We start from the raw sequence: 18,950 nt of genomic DNA, 5'->3' as shown, positions 1-18,950 counted from the left end.
GCGTGTTCGGCGTGAGATCCGCGATGCTTTTTCCCTCAGAATTTGACGTAATTGTCGTCGGTGGTGGTCATGCCGGCACGGAAGCCGCCTTGGCGTCCGCGCGCATGGGCGCGAAAACGCTATTGCTGACGCACAATATCGAAACCCTCGGCCAGATGAGCTGCAATCCGTCGATTGGCGGCATTGGCAAAGGCCACCTGGTCAAGGAAGTCGACGCGCTTGGTGGCGCAATGGCCGCAGCCACGGACGAAGGCGGGATTCAGTTTCGTATCCTGAATTCGTCCAAAGGTCCCGCTGTCCGGGCGACGCGCGCTCAGGCGGATCGCCTGTTGTACAAGCAGGCCATCCGGCATCGCCTGGAGAATCAGCCGAATTTGTGGCTGTTCCAGCAGGCGGTCGACGATCTGATGGTCGAGGGCAATCGCGTCGTCGGTGCGGTTACGCAGGTTGGGATCCGGTTCCGTTCACGCGCCGTTGTGCTCACGGCCGGGACGTTCCTCGACGGCAAGATTCACGTTGGACTGAATAATTACACTGGCGGCCGGGCAGGTGATCCCGCTGCGGTGTCGCTGTCGGCACGGCTCAAAGAGTTGAAGCTGCCTCAAGGGCGCCTCAAAACGGGTACGCCACCGCGTATCGACGGCCGGACGATCGATTTTTCCGTGCTCGAAGAGCAGCCGGGCGATCTGGATCCGGTGCCTGTTTTCTCGTTTCTCGGACGCGTCGAACAGCATCCACGTCAGGTCCCGTGCTGGGTCACGCATACCAACGAACGTACACACAACATCATCCGGAGCGGTCTCGACCGGTCACCGATGTACACGGGCGTGATCGAAGGTGTGGGTCCGCGCTATTGCCCATCGATTGAGGACAAGATTCATCGATTCGCGTCGAAGGAATCGCATCAGATCTTCCTCGAACCGGAAGGGTTGACGACCAACGAGTTTTATCCAAACGGCATCTCGACCAGTCTTCCGTTTGACGTGCAGCTGGAACTGGTCCGCTCGATGCGCGGACTGGAGCATGCACACATCCTACGTCCGGGCTATGCGATCGAGTACGACTATTTCGATCCACGCGGTCTGAAGGCGTCGCTGGAAACCAAGGTGATCGACGGTTTGTTCTTTGCTGGCCAGATTAACGGCACTACCGGCTATGAAGAAGCGGCCGCACAGGGACTGCTGGCCGGTATCAACGCCGGCTTGCAGGTGCGGGGCAGGGAAGCATGGTGCCCCCGTCGGGATCAGGCGTACCTTGGCGTGCTGGTCGACGATCTGGTTACGCGCGGCGTTTCTGAGCCGTATCGTATGTTCACGAGCCGTGCGGAATATCGCCTCAGTCTGCGTGAAGACAATGCAGATATGCGCCTGACCGAAATCGGCCGCGAACTTGGTGTCGTGGACGACACGCGTTGGGACACGTTCAGCCGCAAGCGCGACGCTGTTTCACGTGAAACAGAACGCCTGCGCACGACCTGGGTGAATCCTAAGACGTTATCAGCTGAGGCGGCGATCGCGTTGCTCGGCAAGCCGATCGAACACGAATACAGTCTGGCGGACCTGCTGCGTCGTCCGGGTGTCAGCTATGACGGTGTTTGCGGTTTGCTCGAAGGAACCTGCGGCCCCAGCGAGACCTTGGCCGACGACGAAGTCCTGCTCGCACAGATCAAGGAGCAGATCGAAATTGGCGTGAAGTATCAGGGCTATATCGAGCGTCAGGCTGGTGAAATCGAGCGCAACGAAGCGCATGAAAGCACGCGCCTTCCCGAAGCGCTGGACTACGCGGAAGTTCGCGGCCTGTCCTTCGAGGCCCGGCAGAAACTGACGCAGTTCCGCCCGGAAACCATCGGGCAGGCATCGCGAATTTCCGGTATTACGCCCGCCGCGATCTCGCTGCTCATGGTGCATCTGAAACGTGGCTTGGGGCGGCGTACGGCCGCGGCCGTCGATGGTGGCGCCGACAGTACCCCGGTGGCGCAATGACGGCAGGGCAGCGGGGTTTCGCAGCAGCAGACGGTCGGGAATCATTGTCGGCGCTGCTGCGTCAGGGCGCAGGCGAACTTGGTCTCGACCTGACCGAGTCACAGCACAACAAATTGCTCGACTATGTCGCACTGCTCGGTAAATGGAACGCGGTGTACAACCTGACCGCGATCCGCGATCCCAAGCAAATGCTGATCCAGCACATCCTCGATTCGCTTTCGATCGTGCCGCGTCTCGCTCCGCGAGGTGCGTCGTCGGCGCTGGATGTCGGTTCGGGCGGCGGCCTGCCGGGTATCGTGCTGGCCATTGTCTTGCCCGACTGGACGGTAACGCTCAACGACATCGTCCACAAGAAAACCGCATTTCAGGCGCAGGCCAAGGCTGAACTGGGTCTCGCCAACCTGTCGGTGGTGACCGGCCGCGTCGAAACACTGCGACCCGGCGTCGAGGTGCCGGCTAAATTCGACGTTATCGTCTCTCGCGCGTTCGCAGAGCTCTCGGATTTCGTTACACTGGCCCGTCATCTCGTCGCGGAGCGAGGTGCGATCTGGGCGATGAAGGGTATTCGCCCGGAAAGCGAGATTGAACGTCTGCCGGAGGGTGCGCGTGCGAAGCAGATCATTCGGCTCAAGGTGCCATCGCTCGACGCAGAGCGGCATCTGATCGAAGTCACGCTCGACGCCTGATCCGCCCAACGCCAGTCATTCCAGTCATTCAAAAGCAGCAAAAAGGGACACACCAACGATGGCAAAAATCTTCTGCGTTGCGAACCAGAAGGGCGGCGTCGGGAAGACGACGACAGCAGTCAATCTCGCCGCGAGCCTCGCATCGCAGGGACAGCGAGTCCTGCTCATCGATCTCGATCCGCAGGGAAATGCCACGATGGGCAGCGGCATCAACAAGGCGGCCTGTGAAAATACGGTCTACGAAGTGCTGGTCGACGGCGTGACCGTCGCGGACGCCCGTGTAAAGCCGGAAGGCGTTTCGTATGACGTATTGCCCGCCAATCGCGAACTGGCTGGCGCCGAAGTCGAACTGGTCAGCGTCAATAATCGCGAGCGCCAGTTGAAGGATGCCCTCGTGCTGGTCGCGGAAGACTACGACTTCGTGCTGATCGACTGCCCGCCGGCGCTCTCGCTGCTGACGCTCAACGGCCTGTGCGCTGCCCACGGCGTGGTGATCCCGATGCAGTGCGAATACTTCGCGCTGGAAGGCCTCTCTGACCTCGTCAACACGATCAAGCAGGTGCACGCGAACCTGAACCGCGACCTGAAGGTGATCGGCTTGCTGCGCGTCATGTTCGATCCGCGCATCACGCTGCAGCAGCAGGTCTCCGACCAGCTGAAAGAGCATTTTGGCGACAAGGTGTTCGACGTGGTGATCCCGCGCAATGTGCGTCTGGCCGAGGCGCCGAGCTACGGTCTGCCGGGCGTGGTCTTCGACCGGGCGTCGCGCGGCGCGCAGGCTTACGTTCAGTTCGGGGCGGAAATGATTGAGCGGGTGCGCGCGCTCTGACGCGCGCAGAAGGAGCCCGGCGCGGGGAACAAGGTGGCCAGCAAGGCGGCACTCAAGACAGCACTCAAGGCGGATCGAGGAAGCACGATGAACGCAGTAGCAAGAAAGAAAGGATTGGGCCGTGGACTCGAGGCGCTTCTCGGCGGCAGCGCCGATATCACCGAGGCGGTGAAGATCAATGGCGCGCCCCACGTGTTGCCGCTCGAGAAGTTGCAGGCTGGCAAGTACCAGCCGCGCACGCGGATGGATGAGGGCGCGCTGCAGGAACTGGCCGCCAGCATTCGCGCACAGGGCATGATGCAGCCGATTCTCGTGCGACCGGTATCGGCGGACATGTACGAGATTATCGCGGGCGAGCGGCGTTTCCGCGCGGCGCGCCTCGCCGGGCTCGACGACGTGCCGGTGCTCGTGAAGGACGTGCCCGATCAGGCCGCCGCCGCTATGGCGCTGATCGAAAACATCCAGCGTGAAGACCTGAATCCGCTCGAAGAAGCGCAGGGCATCCAGCGCCTGCTCGATGAGTTCAACTTCACACATGAGCAGGCCGCTGAGTCGGTCGGTCGCTCGCGTAGTGCAGTGTCGAATCTGCTGCGTCTGCTGAATCTGGCGGCGCCCGTTCAGACGATGCTGCTCGCAGGCGATCTCGACATGGGTCACGCGCGCGCGCTGCTCGCCGTCGACGCTGCGACGCAGATCACGCTGGCAAATCAGGTGGTCAACAGGCGCATGTCGGTTCGCGAGACCGAAAAGCTCGTGACGGCGACCACAAGGGCAGCGCCAACGGTGAAGGCGCGTGCGAGCCAGGACGGCGGACGCGATACACGACGCCTCGAGGAGGAGCTTTCCGATCTGCTCGCCGCGACGGTAAAGATCAAGCTGGGCCGGCGTGGGCGAGGGCAGGTGCTCGTCGACTTCGGCGACCTCGACGCGCTGGAAGGCATTCTCGTGCGACTGCGCGGCAACGCGACCGCTGACTAGGCGCCAGCGATCGTGCCCGCTGCAGAGGAACGCGCGCCGGAGGCGTCCCGAAGCCGAAGCATCGTCCGTGAAATATTCGCGTTCGCGACGAAAGAGCCGGTGCTGTCGGTTCTTGTCGTCGCGCTGGTCGCCTTGCAGTACCTGCATCCACGGCCATGGGCGTCGCTGCCTTCGCTGATCGACTGGCAAACCGTGCTGACGCTCGCCGGACTTCTGATTCTGACGAAGGCCGTCGAATTATCAGGATTCCTGATGTGGATGGCGCACCGTGTCGTGCATCGCATTCATTCGGAGCGCGGTCTCGCGTATCTGATGGTCGGTCTCGCTGCGGCGCTCTCGACGCTGCTCACCAATGACGTCGCGCTATTTGTCGTCGTGCCGCTCGCGTTATCGCTGCACAAACTGACGCCATTGCCGCTCAAGCGCCTTGTGATTTTCATCGCACTCGCGGTCAACGCGGGTTCAATCCTGACGCCGCTCGGCAATCCGCAGAATCTGTTCCTCTGGCAGACGAGCGGCGTTTCGTTCGGCGGCTTCGCATGGGCGCTGGCGCCGCTCTCTGCTGCGCTGATGGTCGTGTTGTATCTCGTGACGGGCATCTTTTTTCGGCGCAAACCGCTCGATCTCTCGAAGGACGTGGAGCCACATGCCGTCGACCGGCCACTCGTCGGCGTCGCGGCGGTGCTCTTCGTCGCGTTTGTGCTGCTGGCAGATGCGCATCGCGCCGCAATCGGCCTCGCGGGCGTCGGACTGGGCTTCCTGCTGTGGCGTCGTCAGATCGTACTGAAGATCGACTGGCTGCTGCTGCTGATCTTCGTGTTCATGTTCATCGTGCTGCGAAGCGTCGCGGCGCTGCCGTGGGTACATGAGATCACCGGCCGCCTCGGGATCGGCTCGCCATTGCGCGCCTATGCGGCCGGCGCGATCCTGTCGCAGGGTATCAGCAACGTTCCAGCTGCGATCATGCTCGCCGAATTCACGAAAGACTGGCGCGCGCTGGCATTCGGCGTCAGTGTCGGCGGCTTTGGCATCGCGATCGGTTCGCTGGCTAACCTGATTGCCGTGCGCCTTTCAAACGAGCGCGGCATGTGGCTGCAATTTCACCTTTTCTCGATACCCTTCTGGATCATCGGTGGAGTGATTGGAGCCACCCTTCTGTTGCATTTATGACACGGGTGCTACAGCAGCGAACGGTGACATAAAACGCTGCATCTGGGTGCTCTGGACCGGTATGATCCGGGCATGGCCCGACCGCCTTACAGTTGCCGCGTCTCCCGCTGTAGACAACCGTTTCCCGCATGATGAAGGCGCGTTTCATGCAGGTTATTGGTCGACGTAAAGTCTTGAATTGCCTGCAACTATCGCTTACAATCGCCCGGATTTATTTGCAGGCAACCCCGTAAGCGGTGCGTAAGCTCGCGGGCTGAACAAGACTTTACGGAACACTGCAATGGCGGCTCAATCGTCGGATCAGGCGCCCCACGAAGGGCACGACGAACACCGCGTAGCGCAGTCTGTTTCCGGTGAGTCCACGGGGCAGCACGCAACGCAAAACGAAGCGTGGGATGTCGAGCAGCAAGATAACAATGTCGTTCCGCTTACGCGGACTGAAGCTGAAAAGCTGTTTGGTCCGAATGTGAGTCGTCCATCGCGCGTTACGCCCTTCCGGGTCGTGGCAGCGCAAATGGTTTTGTCCCTGGGAGCAACGCTACTGTGGTGGCTGTTTTACAAGCCGCCGGGTGATGCTGCGCTGTCCGCGTTCCTGGGGGGAGCGATCTGCTGGGTGCCGAGCGCGATGTTCGCGGCACGTCTGAGAACATTGAGCGGCGCCGAAACCGCGATGAGCTGGATGATCGGCGAAGCGCTCAAGATGGGGGCGACAATTGCGATGTTTGTAGCCATCGCGTTCTGGTATCGCGACGTACGCTGGGTTCCGCTGCTCGTGACCTACCTCATCGCCCTCAAGACGTACTGGATCGCACTCGCCTGGCGGTGAGGCAATGAACACAAGGCTGGCGCACGGCGTCAGCAACAGACAGGCGGGTTCGACACGGATCCGCGCCGGCGTGTTCCCGCAATAGCGCATTGCGGCGGGAACAGCCTGGAAAGATTTTCGACAATTTGGGTGGCATTAACGATATGGCAGCTAGCGAAGGCACGCGCGCTCTGGATCCGTCCGAGTACATCGCGCACCACTTGCAGAATCTTTCAACCGCACACCAGACGTCGATTTTCGACATTCACGTCTGGAATCTGGACACCCTGTTCTGGTCGATCGTCTGCGGTCTGGCCACGATCCTGATCCTGCATTTCGCCGCCCGCAAGGCGACGCCCGGTGTTCCCGGCCGTTTCCAGTGCGCAATCGAAATGCTGGTCGAAATGGTCGAAGATCAATCGAAGTCGATGATCCACGGCTCGCGTACCTTCATCGCACCGCTCGCGCTGACCGTGTTCGTCTGGGTCGCGCTGATGAACTCGCTCGACTTTATCCCTGTTGACCTGCCGGGCCGCGTGATCGGCTGGCTGGGCCTGTCGGAAGTCATCCCGCACCACCGCATCGTGCCGACCGCCGACCTGAACGGCACGCTCGGCATCGCGCTCGGCGTGTTCGCGCTGATGATTTACTACAACTTCAAGATCAAGGGCGCTGGCGGCTTCGTGCACGAACTGCTGTCCGCGCCGTTCGGTGCGCATCCGCTGCTGTGGATTCCCAACCTGGCACTGAACATCATCGAGTTCGTCGCGAAAACGGTTTCGCTCGGCATGCGGCTGTTCGGCAACATGTACGCCGGCGAACTGCTGTTCCTGCTGATTGCCCTGCTCGGCAGTATGTGGGGTTTCGGCGCGGACGCCTCGGTACTCGGCTTCATCGGCCACGTGATCGCAGGTACGGTGTGGGCGATCTTCCACATTCTGATCGTTCTGCTGCAAGCGTTCATTTTCATGATGCTGACGCTGGTGTACATCGGCCAGGCTCACGACACCCACTAACGTGGTGCGTCGATTAAAAGAATTGCTTTAGTTTTGTTTCATTAAATCCCAGTTCCAAAAAGACTTTTCACAAAGGAGTGATCATGCAAGCTTTCATCGCCAACATCCAGGGTCTGACCGCCATCGGTATCGGCATCATCATCGGCCTGGGTGCAATCGGCGCCTGTATCGGTATCGGCCTGATGGGCGGCAAGTACATCGAAGCATGTGCGCGCCAGCCGGAACTGATGAACCCGCTGCAAACCAAGATGTTCCTGCTGGCTGGTCTGATCGATGCGGCGTTCCTGATTGGCGTTGGTGTGGCAATGCTGTTTGCGTTCGCGAACCCGCTGCTGTCGAAGCTGGCAGGCTGAGGTTCCTCGGAAGTTTGCGCCTGATCTATAACGGATAAGGGCGCAGGGCGGAACGGGTTACCTGGGCGCTGATCGACGACAGAATCGATGAGCGCCTTACCGTTTCAATTTCCGACATAGCAACGTTTAAGGAAACACCGTGAATCTCAACGCAACCCTGTTTGCGCAAATGGTCGTGTTCCTGATCCTCGCGTGGTTCACGATGAAGTTCGTGTGGCCGCCGTTGGTCAACGCCCTCGACGAGCGCTCGAAGAAGATCGCCGAAGGTCTGTCTGCCGCTGAAAAGGGCAAGGCGGAACTCGAAGCCGCTCACAAGCGCGTCGATCAGGAACTGGCACAGGCACGCAACGATGGTCAGCAACGTATCGCTGACGCCGAAAAGCGCGCAGTATCAGTCGCAGACGAAATCAAGGCACAGGCCCAGGCAGAAGCCGCCCGCATCGTTGCGCAGGCCAGGGCTGATGCCGAGCAGCAAGTCGTGAAGGCCCGTGAAACGCTGCGTGGCGAAGTCGCCGCACTGGCTGTGAAGGGCGCCGAGCAGATCCTGAAGCGCGAAGTCGACCAGGCAGCTCACGCTGACCTGCTGAATCAACTGAAAGCCGAGCTCTGATCATGGCCGAACTTGCAACCATCGCCCGTCCGTACGCAGAAGCGCTGTTTGGCGTGGCCGAAGCTGGTGACACGGCCGCGTGGTCCAATCTCGTGCAGGAGCTGGCACAGGTTGCGCGTCTGCCCGAAGTGCTGTCGGTCGCTACGAGCCCGAAAGTAAGCCGCGCACAGGTCAGCGAACTGCTGCTGTCCGCGGTGAAGTCGCCGCTGAAGGACAACGCGCAGGCGAAGAATCTGGTGCAGATGCTGGTCGACAATCATCGTCTGACGCTGTTGCCGGAAATCGCCACGCAGTTCGAAGCGCTGAAAAACGCCCACGAAGGGGCGGCCGATGTGCTGATTGTCAGCGCATTTCCGCTCGAAGGCGCACAGTTGAACGACCTCGTCGCAAGTCTCGAACGCAAGTTCAAGCGAAAGCTGAAGCCGACGGTTGAAATCGACCCGTCGTTGATCGGCGGCGTACGTGTGACGGTCGGCGACGAAGTGCTCGATACCTCGGTCCGCGCGCGGCTCGCCAGCATGCAGACGGCTCTGACCGCCTGATTGCGCCTTTGAGCGCTTAAGCGGCTGGCACGCAACAGAATTGACTATCAGGAGCGAATAATGCAACTCAATCCCTCTGAGATCAGCGAGCTGATCAAGAGCCGGATCCAGGGCCTTGAAGCGAGCGCAGACGTTCGCAACCAGGGCACCGTGATCTCCGTGACCGACGGTATCGTGCGTATCCACGGCCTGTCGGAAGTGATGCAGGGCGAAATGCTCGAATTCCCGGGCAACACCTTCGGTCTCGCGCTGAACCTCGAGCGTGACTCGGTCGGCGCCGTGATTCTGGGTGAATACGAACACATTTCGGAAGGCGACGTCGTCAAGACGACGGGCCGCATTCTCGAAGTGCCGGTGGGTCCGGAACTGCTCGGTCGCGTGGTCGATGCACTCGGCAACCCGATCGACGGCAAGGGTCCGATCAACGCAAAGAAGACCGACGCAATCGAAAAGATTGCTCCGGGCGTGATCTGGCGTAAGTCGGTTTCGGAACCGGTCCAGACCGGTCTGAAGTCGATCGACGCGATGGTGCCGGTTGGCCGTGGCCAGCGTGAGCTGATCATCGGCGACCGTCAGTGCGGCAAGACCGCAGTCGCTGTCGACGCGATCATCAACCAGAAGGGCAAGAACCTCTTCTGTATCTACGTCGCGATCGGCCAGAAGGCTTCGTCGATCATGAACGTGGTGCGCAAGCTCGAAGAAACCGGCGCGATGGAATACACGATCGTCGTCGCGGCTTCGGCTTCGGAATCGGCTGCGATGCAATACCTCGCACCGTACGCCGGCTGCACGATGGGCGAATACTTCCGCGATCGCGGTCAAGATGCACTGATCGTTTATGACGATTTGACCAAGCAGGCCTGGGCATACCGCCAGATCTCGCTGCTGCTGCGCCGCCCGCCGGGCCGTGAAGCTTATCCGGGTGACGTGTTCTATCTGCACTCGCGTTTGCTGGAACGTGCTGCTCGCGTGTCGGAAGACTACGTCGAGAAGTTCACGAACGGCGAAGTGAAGGGCAAGAGCGGTTCGCTGACGGCACTGCCGGTCATTGAAACGCAGGCAGGCGACGTGACCGCATTCGTTCCGACGAACGTGATCTCGATTACCGACGGCCAGATCTTCCTGGAAACCGACCTCTTCAACGCAGGTATCCGCCCGGCAATTAACGCCGGCGTGTCGGTGTCGCGGGTCGGTGGTGCGGCTCAGACGAAGGTTGTAAAGAAGCTGTCGGGCGGTATCCGTACCGACCTGGCACAGTACCGTGAACTTGCAGCATTCGCGCAGTTTGCATCGGACCTCGACGAAGCCACCCGCAAGCAGCTGGAACGCGGCCGCCGCGTGACGGAACTGCTGAAGCAGCCGCAGTATCAGCCGCTGCAGGTCTGGGAACTGGCAATCGCGCTGTTCGCTGCGAACAACGGCTACCTCGACGATCTGGAAGTCGCGCAAGTGCTGCCGTTCGAAAAGGGCCTGCGTGAATACCTGAAGACGAAGCACGCTGACCTGATCAAGCGCGTCGAAGACACCAAGGAACTCTCGAAGGACGACGAAGGCCTGCTGCATACGGCCCTCAAGGACTTCAAGAAGTCCGGCGCTTACTGATCCGCGAGTGACCCGCAAGGCATAAACGGACCTTTGAAGCGGCGCGGGCCGCAGGCAACTGAACCCGCGCTGCTTCGATCGCTTTGCATGGGACCCGAGTAAGCGCTAAAGCGCTAACTCGGGCCGACAAGGAGCAAGCAATGGCTGGAATGAAGGAAATTCGCGGCAAGATCAAGAGCGTGCAAAACACGCGCAAGATCACGAAAGCGATGGAGATGGTGGCCGCATCGAAGATGCGCCGCGCTCAGGAGCGCATGCGCGCTGCTCGCCCGTACGCCGACAAGGTCCGCGACATCGCTGCGCACATGAGCCGTGCGAACCCCGAGTATCGTCACCCGTTCATGGTGTCGAACGACGGCGCGAAGACGGCAGGCATCATCCTTGTCACGACCGATAAGGGCTTGTGCGGCGGTATGAACACGAACGTGCTGCGCGCTTCGCTCCAGAAGTTCAAGGAGCTCGAAGCCGCCGGCAAGTCGATCGAAGCGACGGCGATTGGTACCAAGGGTCTTGGTTTCCTGAACCGTCTGCGTGCAAACGTGGTGTCGAATGTTGTCCATCTGGGCGACACGCCGCACCTCGAAAAGCTGATCGGCGCGGTGAAGGTGCAGCTCGATCTGTACTCGGAAGGCAAGATTTCGGTGGTGTACCTCGCGTACACGCGCTTCATCAACACGATGAAGCAGGAGCCGGTGATCGAGCAGCTGCTGCCGCTGTCGGCAGAAGACTTCGAGCGCAAGGACGAGGGCGGTGAAAGCGCCACGCCGAAGACTGCGTGGGACTACATCTACGAGCCGGACGCGCAGGCAGTGGTGGACGAACTGCTGGTGCGTTATGTCGAAGCGCTGGTCTACCAGGCCGTCGCGGAAAACATGGCATCGGAGCAGTCGGCACGGATGGTCGCGATGAAGGCCGCTTCGGACAACGCGAAGACGGTCATCAACGAACTGCAGCTTGTGTACAACAAGAGCCGGCAGGCCGCGATCACGAAAGAACTGTCGGAAATCGTCGGTGGCGCCGCAGCGGTCTGACCGTAAAACGGTCGCCGGGCGAATCCCACCACTGCGCCTTTGCGCGAGTGAAGAATTGAGTATCTAAAGGAAAAGCGATGAGTACTACTGCTTTGGTAGAAGGCAAGATCGTACAGTGCATCGGCGCCGTGATCGACGTGGAATTCCCGCGTACGGATATGCCGAAGATTTACGACGCGCTCATTCTCGAAGGTTCGGAACTGACCCTCGAAGTCCAGCAACAGCTGGGCGACGGCGTCGTTCGTACCATCTGTCTGGGTGCATCGGACGGCCTGCGCCGCGGTACGGTGGTGAAGAACACCGGCAAGCCGATCAGCGTGCCGGTCGGCAAGCCGACCCTCGGCCGGATCATGGACGTGCTCGGCCGTCCGATCGACGAAGCCGGTCCGATCAACTCGGACGTGACGCGCGGTATTCACCAGAAGGCGCCGGCGTTCGACGAACTGTCGCCGTCGACGGAACTGCTCGAAACCGGCATCAAGGTTATCGATCTGATCTGCCCGTTCGCAAAGGGCGGTAAGGTTGGCCTGTTCGGTGGCGCCGGTGTGGGCAAGACCGTGAACATGATGGAACTGATCAACAACATCGCGAAGGAACACGGCGGTTATTCCGTGTTCGCGGGTGTTGGCGAGCGTACCCGCGAAGGGAACGACTTCTATCACGAAATGAAGGACTCGAACGTTCTCGACAAGGTCGCGCTGGTGTACGGCCAGATGAACGAGCCGCCGGGCAACCGTCTGCGCGTCGCGCTGACCGGGCTGACGATGGCTGAGCACTTCCGTGACGAAGGCCTCGACGTGCTGTTCTTCGTCGACAACATCTACCGTTTCACGCTGGCCGGTACCGAAGTGTCGGCACTGCTTGGCCGTATGCCGTCGGCAGTGGGCTATCAGCCTACGCTCGCTGAAGAAATGGGCAAGCTGCAAGAGCGTATTACGTCGACCAAGACTGGCTCGATCACGTCGGTGCAGGCCGTGTACGTCCCTGCGGATGACTTGACCGACCCGTCGCCGGCTACGACCTTCGGCCACCTGGACGCAACGGTTGTGTTGTCGCGTGACATCGCTTCGCTGGGTATCTACCCGGCAGTGGACCCGCTCGATTCGACCTCGCGTCAGATCGACCCGAACGTGATCGGCGAAGAGCACTACTCGATCACGCGCGGCGTGCAGCAAACGCTGCAGCGCTACAAGGAGCTGCGCGACATTATCGCGATTCTGGGTATGGACGAACTGTCGCCGGAAGACAAGCTGTCGGTCGCGCGCGCTCGTAAGATCCAGCGTTTCCTGTCGCAGCCGTTCCACGTCGCGGAAGTGTTCACGGGTTCGCCGGGCAAGTACGTGCCGTTGAAGGAAACGATCCGCGGCTTCAAGATGATCGTCGAAGGTGAGTGCGATCATCTGCCGGAGCAGGCGTTCTACATGGTCGGCACGATCGACGAAGCCTTCGAAAAGGCCAAGAAGATCCAGTAAGGCTTGAGTGCAGGCAACGAGGCGCGGGTTTTGCGGGCATCAGGGTAAAAGCCGCGCCGAACGCATCACGCTCAACCAGGAATCGACACCATGGCAACTATCAAAGTAGACGTCGTCAGCGCGGAAGAGCAGATCTTCTCGGGTCAGGCGAAATTCGTCGCGCTGCCGGGCGAAGCGGGTGAACTGGGCATTCTGCCGGGCCACACGCCGCTCATCACGCGGATTCGTCCGGGTGCGGTGCGCATCGAAGTGGAAAACGGCGAAGAAGAGTTTGTGTTCGTCGCCGGCGGCATCCTCGAAGTCCAGCCGGGCGCGGTGACGGTTCTGGCCGACACGGCGATCCGCGGCAAGGATCTCGACGAAGCCAAGGCCGAAGAAGCGCGCAAGCGTGCTGAAGAGGCGCTGCAGAACACGGGTTCGAACCTCGAGTACGCCACCGCGCAAGCGGAACTCGCGTACGCGACGGCTCAACTCGCTGCGATCCAGCGTCTGCGCAAGCTGCGCGGTCAGCACTGATCGCGACGCGGCAGAACGCGGCAGAGTAGAAAAGAAAAAGCAGCCCTCCGCGGCTGCTTTTTTTGTTCTTCACTTGACGTTTACGGAAAGGTCAGCAGAATCACGGGTGGGACGCCAAAGTAAAGGCCAAAGCCGAAGCTGCGGGTAACACTTGATGCCGCGCGGTCACACGCCGGTGGCACAATCGGTTTCAAATATATTTCAATCGGGCGACGACGCTTCGCCCAGGAGACAGACACCATGACAAGCCAGACCGGAGGCGAGGGCGGCCTCATCGAGCCGAAGGACGGCCTCTCGTACGTTCGCGGCTCGACAGAGATACCGCTGAGCGAGGCAACCGTCGGCCAGTTTCTGCTGGACACTGCGCAGCGCTTCCCTGATCGTTCCGCCGTCGTGTTTCGCGAGCAGGGCATCCGCTGGACGTGGAAAGAGTTCTCTGACGAAGTCGATGTGCTCGCCGCCGGCCTTCTTGCGCTTGGAATCGGAAAGGGCGACCGCGTTGGGATCTGGTCACCGAATCGTGTCGAATGGCTGCTGACGCAGTTCGCGACAGCCCGCATCGGCGCAGTACTCGTCAATATCAATCCGGCCTATCGGCTGGCTGAGCTGGAGTACGCGCTGAACAAGGTCGGTTGCAAGGCGATCATCTCGGCGCACAGCTTCAAAACGTCGATGTATCTGGAGATGCTGCAGGAGCTGGCACCGGAACTCGCCACGTGCGCGCCCGGTGAACTGCGCGCCGCGCGCCTGCCGGATCTGCGCTTTGTGATCCGCATGTGCGACACGGAAACGCCCGGCATGCTGACGTTCTCCGACGTCATCGAGCAGGGCCGTGTGACGCTCGACACAGCGAAACTCGACGCGATTGGCGCCACGCTATCGGCGCACGAGCCGATCAACATCCAGTTCACGAGCGGCACGACCGGCAACCCGAAGGGCGCGACGCTCACGCACCGCAACGTGGTCAACAACGCGCGCTATATCGCGATGGCGATGCGGCTCACCGAGCAGGACGGCCTGTGCATCCCGGTGCCGCTGTATCACTGCTTCGGCATGGTGCTGGCTGTGCTCGCGTGCGTGTCGGTCGGCGCGAACATGGTATTCCCCGGCGAAGCATTCGATCCGGCCGCTGCGCTCGCCGCCGTCGCCGAAGAGCAATGCACGGCGCTCCACGGTGTGCCGACGATGTTCATCGCAGAACTCGATCATCCGGATTTTGCGAGCTTCGATCTGAGCCGTCTGCGCACGGGCATCATGGCCGGCTCGCCGTGTCCGATCGAGACGATGAAGAAGGTCGTATCGAAAATGCATCTCGCTGAAATCACGATCGCCTACGGCATGACGGAAACCAGTCCCGTCTCATTTCAGAGTTCCACGACCGATCCGCTCGACAAGCGCACGACAACCGTCGGCCGGATCCAGCCGCATCTCGAGGTGAAGCTGGTCGATGCGCTCGGCAACGTTGTCCCAGTCGGCGAAACGGGCGAGTTGTGCACAAAGGGCTACTCGGTCATGCAAGGCTACTGGGGCGACGAAGCCAGAACGCACGAAAGCATTGTCGACGGCTGGATGCACACGGGCGATCTCGCGACGCTCGACGCCGAAGGCTACTGCAACATCGTTGGCCGCCTGAAGGACATGCTGATTCGCGGCGGCGAGAACATCTATCCGCGTGAAATCGAGGAATTCCTGTTCCGTCATCCGAAGATCCAGAGCGTGCAGGTGTTCGGCGTGCCCGATGCAAAGTACGGCGAGGAAGTGTGCGCGTGGATCGTACTGCGTCAGGGCGAGCAGGCAACGGCGGAAGACATACAGGCGTTTTGCAGCGGACAGATCGCGCACTACAAGGTGCCGAAGCACATCCGCTTCGTCGACGAACTTCCGATGACGGTGACCGGCAAGGTCCAGAAGTTCGTGATGCGCGAACGGATGATCAACGAACTGAAGATCACGGAGCAGAAAACCGCGTGATCTGAACGCAAAAAAAGCGTCGCGCAGAATCGCGCGCGACGCTTTTTCTGAAGCCGCTCTCTGAACCACTTTGATAGCACAAACGTCTGCAGATACCCGCGCTATAGCGGAGGCAAACGTTTGGCCAGACGAAAAAAAAGCGGGCCTGGAGCCCGCTAAAAACCACACGCTACGGGGTTAGCGCGAGGAGACCAATGAAGGAACCTACTGGGACGGCGCACTCAGCGCCGACCACGGTCCCAGCAGGGATGCCCCTTGTCAGGGCTTCGGCAAAGCCGACCGGCACAGTGCATCGTATCCGCTCACACTACGCACTCAGCCACATCCGTGTTGAAACCGTTGAAGGGCATTGTGGGCGAATAAGCCTGCTAGCGCGGTAACAAAGTGTTTCAGGTTGTAACGCCCGCCAGATAAGGCTCTGCGGGTCTTTTTGCCGATCGGGATGGTTTTAAACGTCGTTTTTACCGGTAGTAAATCCTGGTTCCCAGATAATTTCAGCGACGCTATCTGTTGCCCATACTGCGCCTTTTTATCGCGCATTGGGAGCCGGGGATTTCCCGGCATCCGAAATCGCGCGCGATCACTTAACGTCCCGCCGGCGGGTCATTCGTCAGGGGTTACTGTTGCCGCCCCATCACCGAAACACCCAGATGAACGAGTACGCCAGATTGCAGCGCATGCTCGAGCGTGATCGTGTGATTGCCGTCGTCGGGCTGTCGAATCGGGCGCACCGACCGAGCTATGTCGTCTCGGCCTATATGAAGTCGCACGGTTACAGGATCGTGCCGGTCAACCCGGCCTGGTCGAACGATACGGCAGGCGTGCTCGGCGAGCGGTGCTTCGCGACGCTGACCGATGCGGCGGCTTCGCTTGCGGCCGAAGGCGTGTCAATCGATATGGTGAATGTGTTTCGTCGCTCCGAAGAGGTATTGCCCATCGCGGATGAGGCTGTGCGGATCAACACGGTGAATCGCGCAAAGCTTCACGCGCGATCCATTGGCATGCCGCCGCGACAAACCTACTTCAACCACTTGTCCTGAATGGCCTGGTATTCACCGGTCGCGCGCAAAAGATGCAGCCACTGGTCGACGTACTGCTGGAATACGACGTCGCCGCGCGGCACCATCCACGCTTTTTCACCGTACTGGAACGGTTTGTCCGGATGCACCGAGCACAGGCCTGGATTCAGCTTTTGCTGCAGCAAGGTTTCGGACGCGTCGGTGACCATCACGTCCGCCTTGCCGGCCAGAATCTGTTTGAACACAGTCACGTTGTCCGGATAGACGGTCACGTTCGCATGCGGAAAGAACTGCTTCGCGAACCGCTCATTGGTGCCGCCCGGATTGACGATCACGCGCGTCGACGGCTGGTCGATCTGCGCGACGGTCTGATACTTGTTGACGTCATCGCAGCGAGCGATCGGCGTCTTGCCGTCGATCATGTAGGCCTCGGTGAAAAACGCGCGCTTTTGCCGGTCGAGTGTCGTCGACACGCCGCCGATCGCGACATCGCATTTCGCGACGAAGTCGTTCATCAGGTTCGACCACGACGTCTTCACGAATTCCGCCTTAACGCCGAGCGAACGCGCGAGCGATTCGGCCATATCGATGTCGATGCCTTCGAACTGGCCGTCCGGCTTGTAGAACGAATAGGGTTTGTAGTCGCCGGTCGTGCAGGCACGCAGCGTGCCGCGCGCGACGATTTCGTCGAGGCGTGACGCGGGTGCACTGGCTGCAGCGCTGGGCGCCGCGCTGTTTGTCTGGGCGAATGCGGTGGTCGCAACGCTCACAGCACTCATCGCGCCGGCGCAAAGCAGCGTGCCAAACCATGCGAGGGCGGTTTTCTTCATCGAGTCTCCTTCGTTTGTCTGTTATTGGAAGGTAAAAGCGTGCAAGGCCGCTGATGATAGCCCGGCAAACCCGGCTTGATAAGGTCGCAGCCGCGCAGCGGAACCGCGGCGCATTCCTGCGTGCGTCGCTGGGCGAGCGCAACAGACAGCCATGTTTATTCACAGCATCCAGCGCGATGCCGGGGGCGTCGTCCGGTAAAATGCCCCTTTGCCTCCAGTCGCCCGCAACGTGGTCAATACTCTTCTGAACGACACTTTCCTGCGCGCGCTCCTGCGCCAGCCGACCGAATACACGCCGATCTGGCTGATGCGTCAGGCGGGTCGCTATCTGCCGGAATACAACGCGACGCGCGGCCGTGCGGGCAGCTTCCTCGGTCTCGCGAAGAACCCCGACTACGCCACGGAAGTCACGTTGCAGCCGCTCGACCGTTATCCGCTCGACGCCGCGATCCTCTTCTCCGACATCCTGACGATTCCCGACGCCATGGGTCTCGGCCTCGAGTTCCAGACTGGCGAGGGTCCGAAGTTCGCGTGCCCGGTGCGCACGGAAGACGACATCGCGCGTCTCGCGGTGCCGGATATCGACGCCACGCTGCGCTACGTGACGGACGCCGTCAGCCAGATCCGACGCTCGCTGATCGATGCCCACGGCCGTCAGCGCGTGCCGCTGATCGGCTTTTCGGGCAGCCCGTGGACGCTCGCGTGCTACATGGTCGAAGGCGGCGGTTCGGCCGACTTCCGCACGGTGAAGTCGATGCTGTACGCGCGTCCTGATCTGATGCACCGCATCCTCGATGTGAACGCGAAAGCGGTCGCCGCGTATCTGAACGCGCAGATCGAAGCGGGCGCGCAGGCCGTGATGATTTTCGACACATGGGGCGGTGCGCTCGCCGACGGTATCTATCAGCGTTTCTCGCTGCACTACATCCAGCAGGTGGTCGCGCAGCTCAAGCGCGAGCACGACGGGGTGAAAGTGCCGGTCATCACGTTCACGAAAGGCGGCGGGCTGTGGCTCGAAGAAATTGCCGCGACGGGCGTCGACGCAGTCGGCCTCGACTGGACGGTGAATCTGGCGAAGGCGCGTGAGCGCGTCGGCGACAAGGTGGCGTTGCAGGGCAATATCGATCCGTCGGTGCTGTTCGCGTCGCCGTCGGCGATCCGGATGGAAGCGCGCGCCGTGCTCGACAGCTTCGGCAATCATCCCGGCCACGTCTTCAATCTGGGCCACGGTATCTCGCAGTTCACGCCGCCGGAGAACGTCGCTGAACTGGTCGACGAAGTGCATCGGCACAGCCGTGCTATTCGCGCGGGCAGTGTGTCAGCGTGACGTTGCCAGCGTGAATTTTTTGTTGCAGTGCGACGAAGTGGGCTCTCGCTCTAAGGGTAGGACGCGGTGGGCGGGGCCGCCGCGCGGCCTTCCTGCAGTTGTCAAGACTTGACTTATGCACATTTGCCTCGCTGCGGCGCGGTAGAGGGTTGCATCGCTGATTGGTGCTTGCAAGTTGTGTGCGCATCTGGTCTGTGCCTTGACTGGCAAG

18 protein-coding genes are annotated in these 18,950 nt (G+C 60.8%); 17 read left to right on the top strand and 1 reads right to left on the bottom strand.

Annotated features, from left to right (window positions below; all coding sequences use genetic code 11):
- Positions 1 to 23 precede the first annotated feature (23 nt).
- From mnmG to P3T16_RS00995, 16 genes are all read left to right on the top strand, one after another.
- Complete coding sequence (mnmG, locus tag P3T16_RS01070) at positions 24 to 1,982, top strand: tRNA uridine-5-carboxymethylaminomethyl(34) synthesis enzyme MnmG (RefSeq protein ID WP_429340860.1); 1,959 nt, start codon at positions 24 to 26, stop codon at positions 1,980 to 1,982.
- On the top strand, positions 1,979 to 2,668 hold the full coding sequence (gene rsmG, locus P3T16_RS01065; protein WP_429340859.1) for a 16S rRNA (guanine(527)-N(7))-methyltransferase RsmG: 690 nt from the start codon (positions 1,979 to 1,981) through the stop codon (positions 2,666 to 2,668). Before mnmG ends, rsmG begins: the two co-directional genes overlap by 4 nt.
- Before the next feature lie 58 nt (positions 2,669 to 2,726).
- Positions 2,727 to 3,497 carry a ParA family protein gene (locus P3T16_RS01060; RefSeq protein ID WP_429259236.1) on the top strand — a complete coding sequence of 257 codons (771 nt, stop codon included), beginning with the start codon at positions 2,727 to 2,729 and terminating at the stop codon, positions 3,495 to 3,497.
- Positions 3,498 to 3,584: 87 nt separating this feature from the next.
- Entirely contained in the window at positions 3,585 to 4,475 is an 891-nt protein-coding gene (locus tag P3T16_RS01055) for a ParB/RepB/Spo0J family partition protein (RefSeq protein ID WP_429340858.1), read from the top strand.
- 12 nt (positions 4,476 to 4,487) lie between these two features.
- Positions 4,488 to 5,645, top strand: coding sequence for an SLC13 family permease (locus P3T16_RS01050; RefSeq protein ID WP_429340857.1), 1,158 nt, complete (start codon positions 4,488 to 4,490; stop codon positions 5,643 to 5,645).
- Positions 5,646 to 5,925: 280 nt separating this feature from the next.
- Positions 5,926 to 6,471, top strand: coding sequence for an ATP synthase subunit I (locus tag P3T16_RS01045; protein WP_429340856.1), 546 nt, complete (start codon positions 5,926 to 5,928; stop codon positions 6,469 to 6,471).
- 143 nt (positions 6,472 to 6,614) lie between these two features.
- Positions 6,615 to 7,466 (top strand): F0F1 ATP synthase subunit A, encoded by an 852-nt coding sequence (gene atpB, locus P3T16_RS01040; RefSeq protein WP_429259233.1) that lies wholly within the window; start codon positions 6,615 to 6,617, stop codon positions 7,464 to 7,466.
- Positions 7,467 to 7,549: 83 nt separating this feature from the next.
- Positions 7,550 to 7,819, top strand: a complete 270-nt coding sequence (gene atpE, locus P3T16_RS01035; RefSeq protein ID WP_007180033.1) for a F0F1 ATP synthase subunit C — start codon at positions 7,550 to 7,552, stop codon at positions 7,817 to 7,819.
- Between the two features lie 139 nt (positions 7,820 to 7,958).
- Entirely contained in the window at positions 7,959 to 8,429 is a 471-nt protein-coding gene (locus P3T16_RS01030; protein WP_429259232.1) for a F0F1 ATP synthase subunit B, read from the top strand.
- Between the two features lie 2 nt (positions 8,430 to 8,431).
- Positions 8,432 to 8,971 (top strand): F0F1 ATP synthase subunit delta, encoded by a 540-nt coding sequence (locus P3T16_RS01025; RefSeq protein WP_429259231.1) that lies wholly within the window; start codon positions 8,432 to 8,434, stop codon positions 8,969 to 8,971.
- A 60-nt stretch (positions 8,972 to 9,031) separates the two neighbouring features.
- Complete coding sequence (gene atpA, locus P3T16_RS01020; protein ID WP_429259230.1) at positions 9,032 to 10,573, top strand: F0F1 ATP synthase subunit alpha; 1,542 nt, start codon at positions 9,032 to 9,034, stop codon at positions 10,571 to 10,573.
- 140 nt (positions 10,574 to 10,713) lie between these two features.
- On the top strand, positions 10,714 to 11,604 hold the full coding sequence (atpG, locus tag P3T16_RS01015; RefSeq protein ID WP_429340855.1) for a F0F1 ATP synthase subunit gamma: 891 nt from the start codon (positions 10,714 to 10,716) through the stop codon (positions 11,602 to 11,604).
- Between the two features lie 77 nt (positions 11,605 to 11,681).
- Positions 11,682 to 13,076, top strand: coding sequence for a F0F1 ATP synthase subunit beta (gene atpD, locus P3T16_RS01010; protein WP_429340854.1), 1,395 nt, complete (start codon positions 11,682 to 11,684; stop codon positions 13,074 to 13,076).
- A 90-nt stretch (positions 13,077 to 13,166) separates the two neighbouring features.
- Positions 13,167 to 13,592, top strand: a complete 426-nt coding sequence (locus tag P3T16_RS01005) for a F0F1 ATP synthase subunit epsilon (RefSeq protein WP_429259227.1) — start codon at positions 13,167 to 13,169, stop codon at positions 13,590 to 13,592.
- A 240-nt stretch (positions 13,593 to 13,832) separates the two neighbouring features.
- On the top strand, positions 13,833 to 15,563 hold the full coding sequence (locus P3T16_RS01000) for an AMP-binding protein (RefSeq protein WP_429340853.1): 1,731 nt from the start codon (positions 13,833 to 13,835) through the stop codon (positions 15,561 to 15,563).
- 650 nt (positions 15,564 to 16,213) lie between these two features.
- Positions 16,214 to 16,603 carry a CoA-binding protein gene (locus tag P3T16_RS00995; RefSeq protein ID WP_429340852.1) on the top strand — a complete coding sequence of 130 codons (390 nt, stop codon included), beginning with the start codon at positions 16,214 to 16,216 and terminating at the stop codon, positions 16,601 to 16,603.
- Here P3T16_RS00995 and P3T16_RS00990 read toward each other — a convergent pair.
- Positions 16,582 to 17,412, bottom strand: a complete 831-nt coding sequence (locus tag P3T16_RS00990) for a transporter substrate-binding domain-containing protein (RefSeq protein WP_429340851.1) — start codon at positions 17,410 to 17,412, stop codon at positions 16,582 to 16,584. The genes P3T16_RS00995 and P3T16_RS00990 overlap by 22 nt on opposite strands.
- A 229-nt stretch (positions 17,413 to 17,641) precedes the next feature.
- Between P3T16_RS00990 and hemE the strand changes: the two genes are divergently transcribed.
- Complete coding sequence (gene hemE / locus P3T16_RS00985; RefSeq protein ID WP_429340850.1) at positions 17,642 to 18,739, top strand: uroporphyrinogen decarboxylase; 1,098 nt, start codon at positions 17,642 to 17,644, stop codon at positions 18,737 to 18,739.
- The last annotated feature ends 211 nt before the right edge of the window (positions 18,740 to 18,950 follow it).

Origin of the sequence: Paraburkholderia sp. GAS42, assembly GCF_050436565.1 — a bacterium.
In the GTDB taxonomy this organism is placed as follows: domain Bacteria; phylum Pseudomonadota; class Gammaproteobacteria; order Burkholderiales; family Burkholderiaceae; genus Paraburkholderia.
Note: the sequence above shows the minus strand (reverse complement) of the source record. Positions and strands in the feature narration are given on the sequence as shown.

Bases quoted from the DNA above. Each gene is read 5' to 3' on its own strand.
- P3T16_RS01025 (WP_429259231.1), top strand. From the start codon at position 8,432: ATGGCCGAACTTGCAACCATCGCCCGTCCGTACGCAGAAGCGCTGTTT.
- P3T16_RS00990 (WP_429340851.1), bottom strand. From the start codon at position 17,412: ATGAAGAAAACCGCCCTCGCATGGTTTGGCACGCTGCTTTGCGCCGGC.
- P3T16_RS01060 (WP_429259236.1), top strand. From the start codon at position 2,727: ATGGCAAAAATCTTCTGCGTTGCGAACCAGAAGGGCGGCGTCGGGAAG.
- P3T16_RS01005 (WP_429259227.1), top strand. From the start codon at position 13,167: ATGGCAACTATCAAAGTAGACGTCGTCAGCGCGGAAGAGCAGATCTTC.
- P3T16_RS01045 (WP_429340856.1), top strand. From the start codon at position 5,926: ATGGCGGCTCAATCGTCGGATCAGGCGCCCCACGAAGGGCACGACGAA.
- atpA (WP_429259230.1), top strand. From the start codon at position 9,032: ATGCAACTCAATCCCTCTGAGATCAGCGAGCTGATCAAGAGCCGGATC.
- P3T16_RS00995 (WP_429340852.1), top strand. From the start codon at position 16,214: ATGAACGAGTACGCCAGATTGCAGCGCATGCTCGAGCGTGATCGTGTG.
- P3T16_RS01000 (WP_429340853.1), top strand. From the start codon at position 13,833: ATGACAAGCCAGACCGGAGGCGAGGGCGGCCTCATCGAGCCGAAGGAC.
- P3T16_RS01055 (WP_429340858.1), top strand. From the start codon at position 3,585: ATGAACGCAGTAGCAAGAAAGAAAGGATTGGGCCGTGGACTCGAGGCG.
- rsmG (WP_429340859.1), top strand. From the start codon at position 1,979: ATGACGGCAGGGCAGCGGGGTTTCGCAGCAGCAGACGGTCGGGAATCA.
- atpE (WP_007180033.1), top strand. From the start codon at position 7,550: ATGCAAGCTTTCATCGCCAACATCCAGGGTCTGACCGCCATCGGTATC.
- mnmG (WP_429340860.1), top strand. From the start codon at position 24: ATGCTTTTTCCCTCAGAATTTGACGTAATTGTCGTCGGTGGTGGTCAT.
- atpG (WP_429340855.1), top strand. From the start codon at position 10,714: ATGGCTGGAATGAAGGAAATTCGCGGCAAGATCAAGAGCGTGCAAAAC.
- atpD (WP_429340854.1), top strand. From the start codon at position 11,682: ATGAGTACTACTGCTTTGGTAGAAGGCAAGATCGTACAGTGCATCGGC.
- atpB (WP_429259233.1), top strand. From the start codon at position 6,615: ATGGCAGCTAGCGAAGGCACGCGCGCTCTGGATCCGTCCGAGTACATC.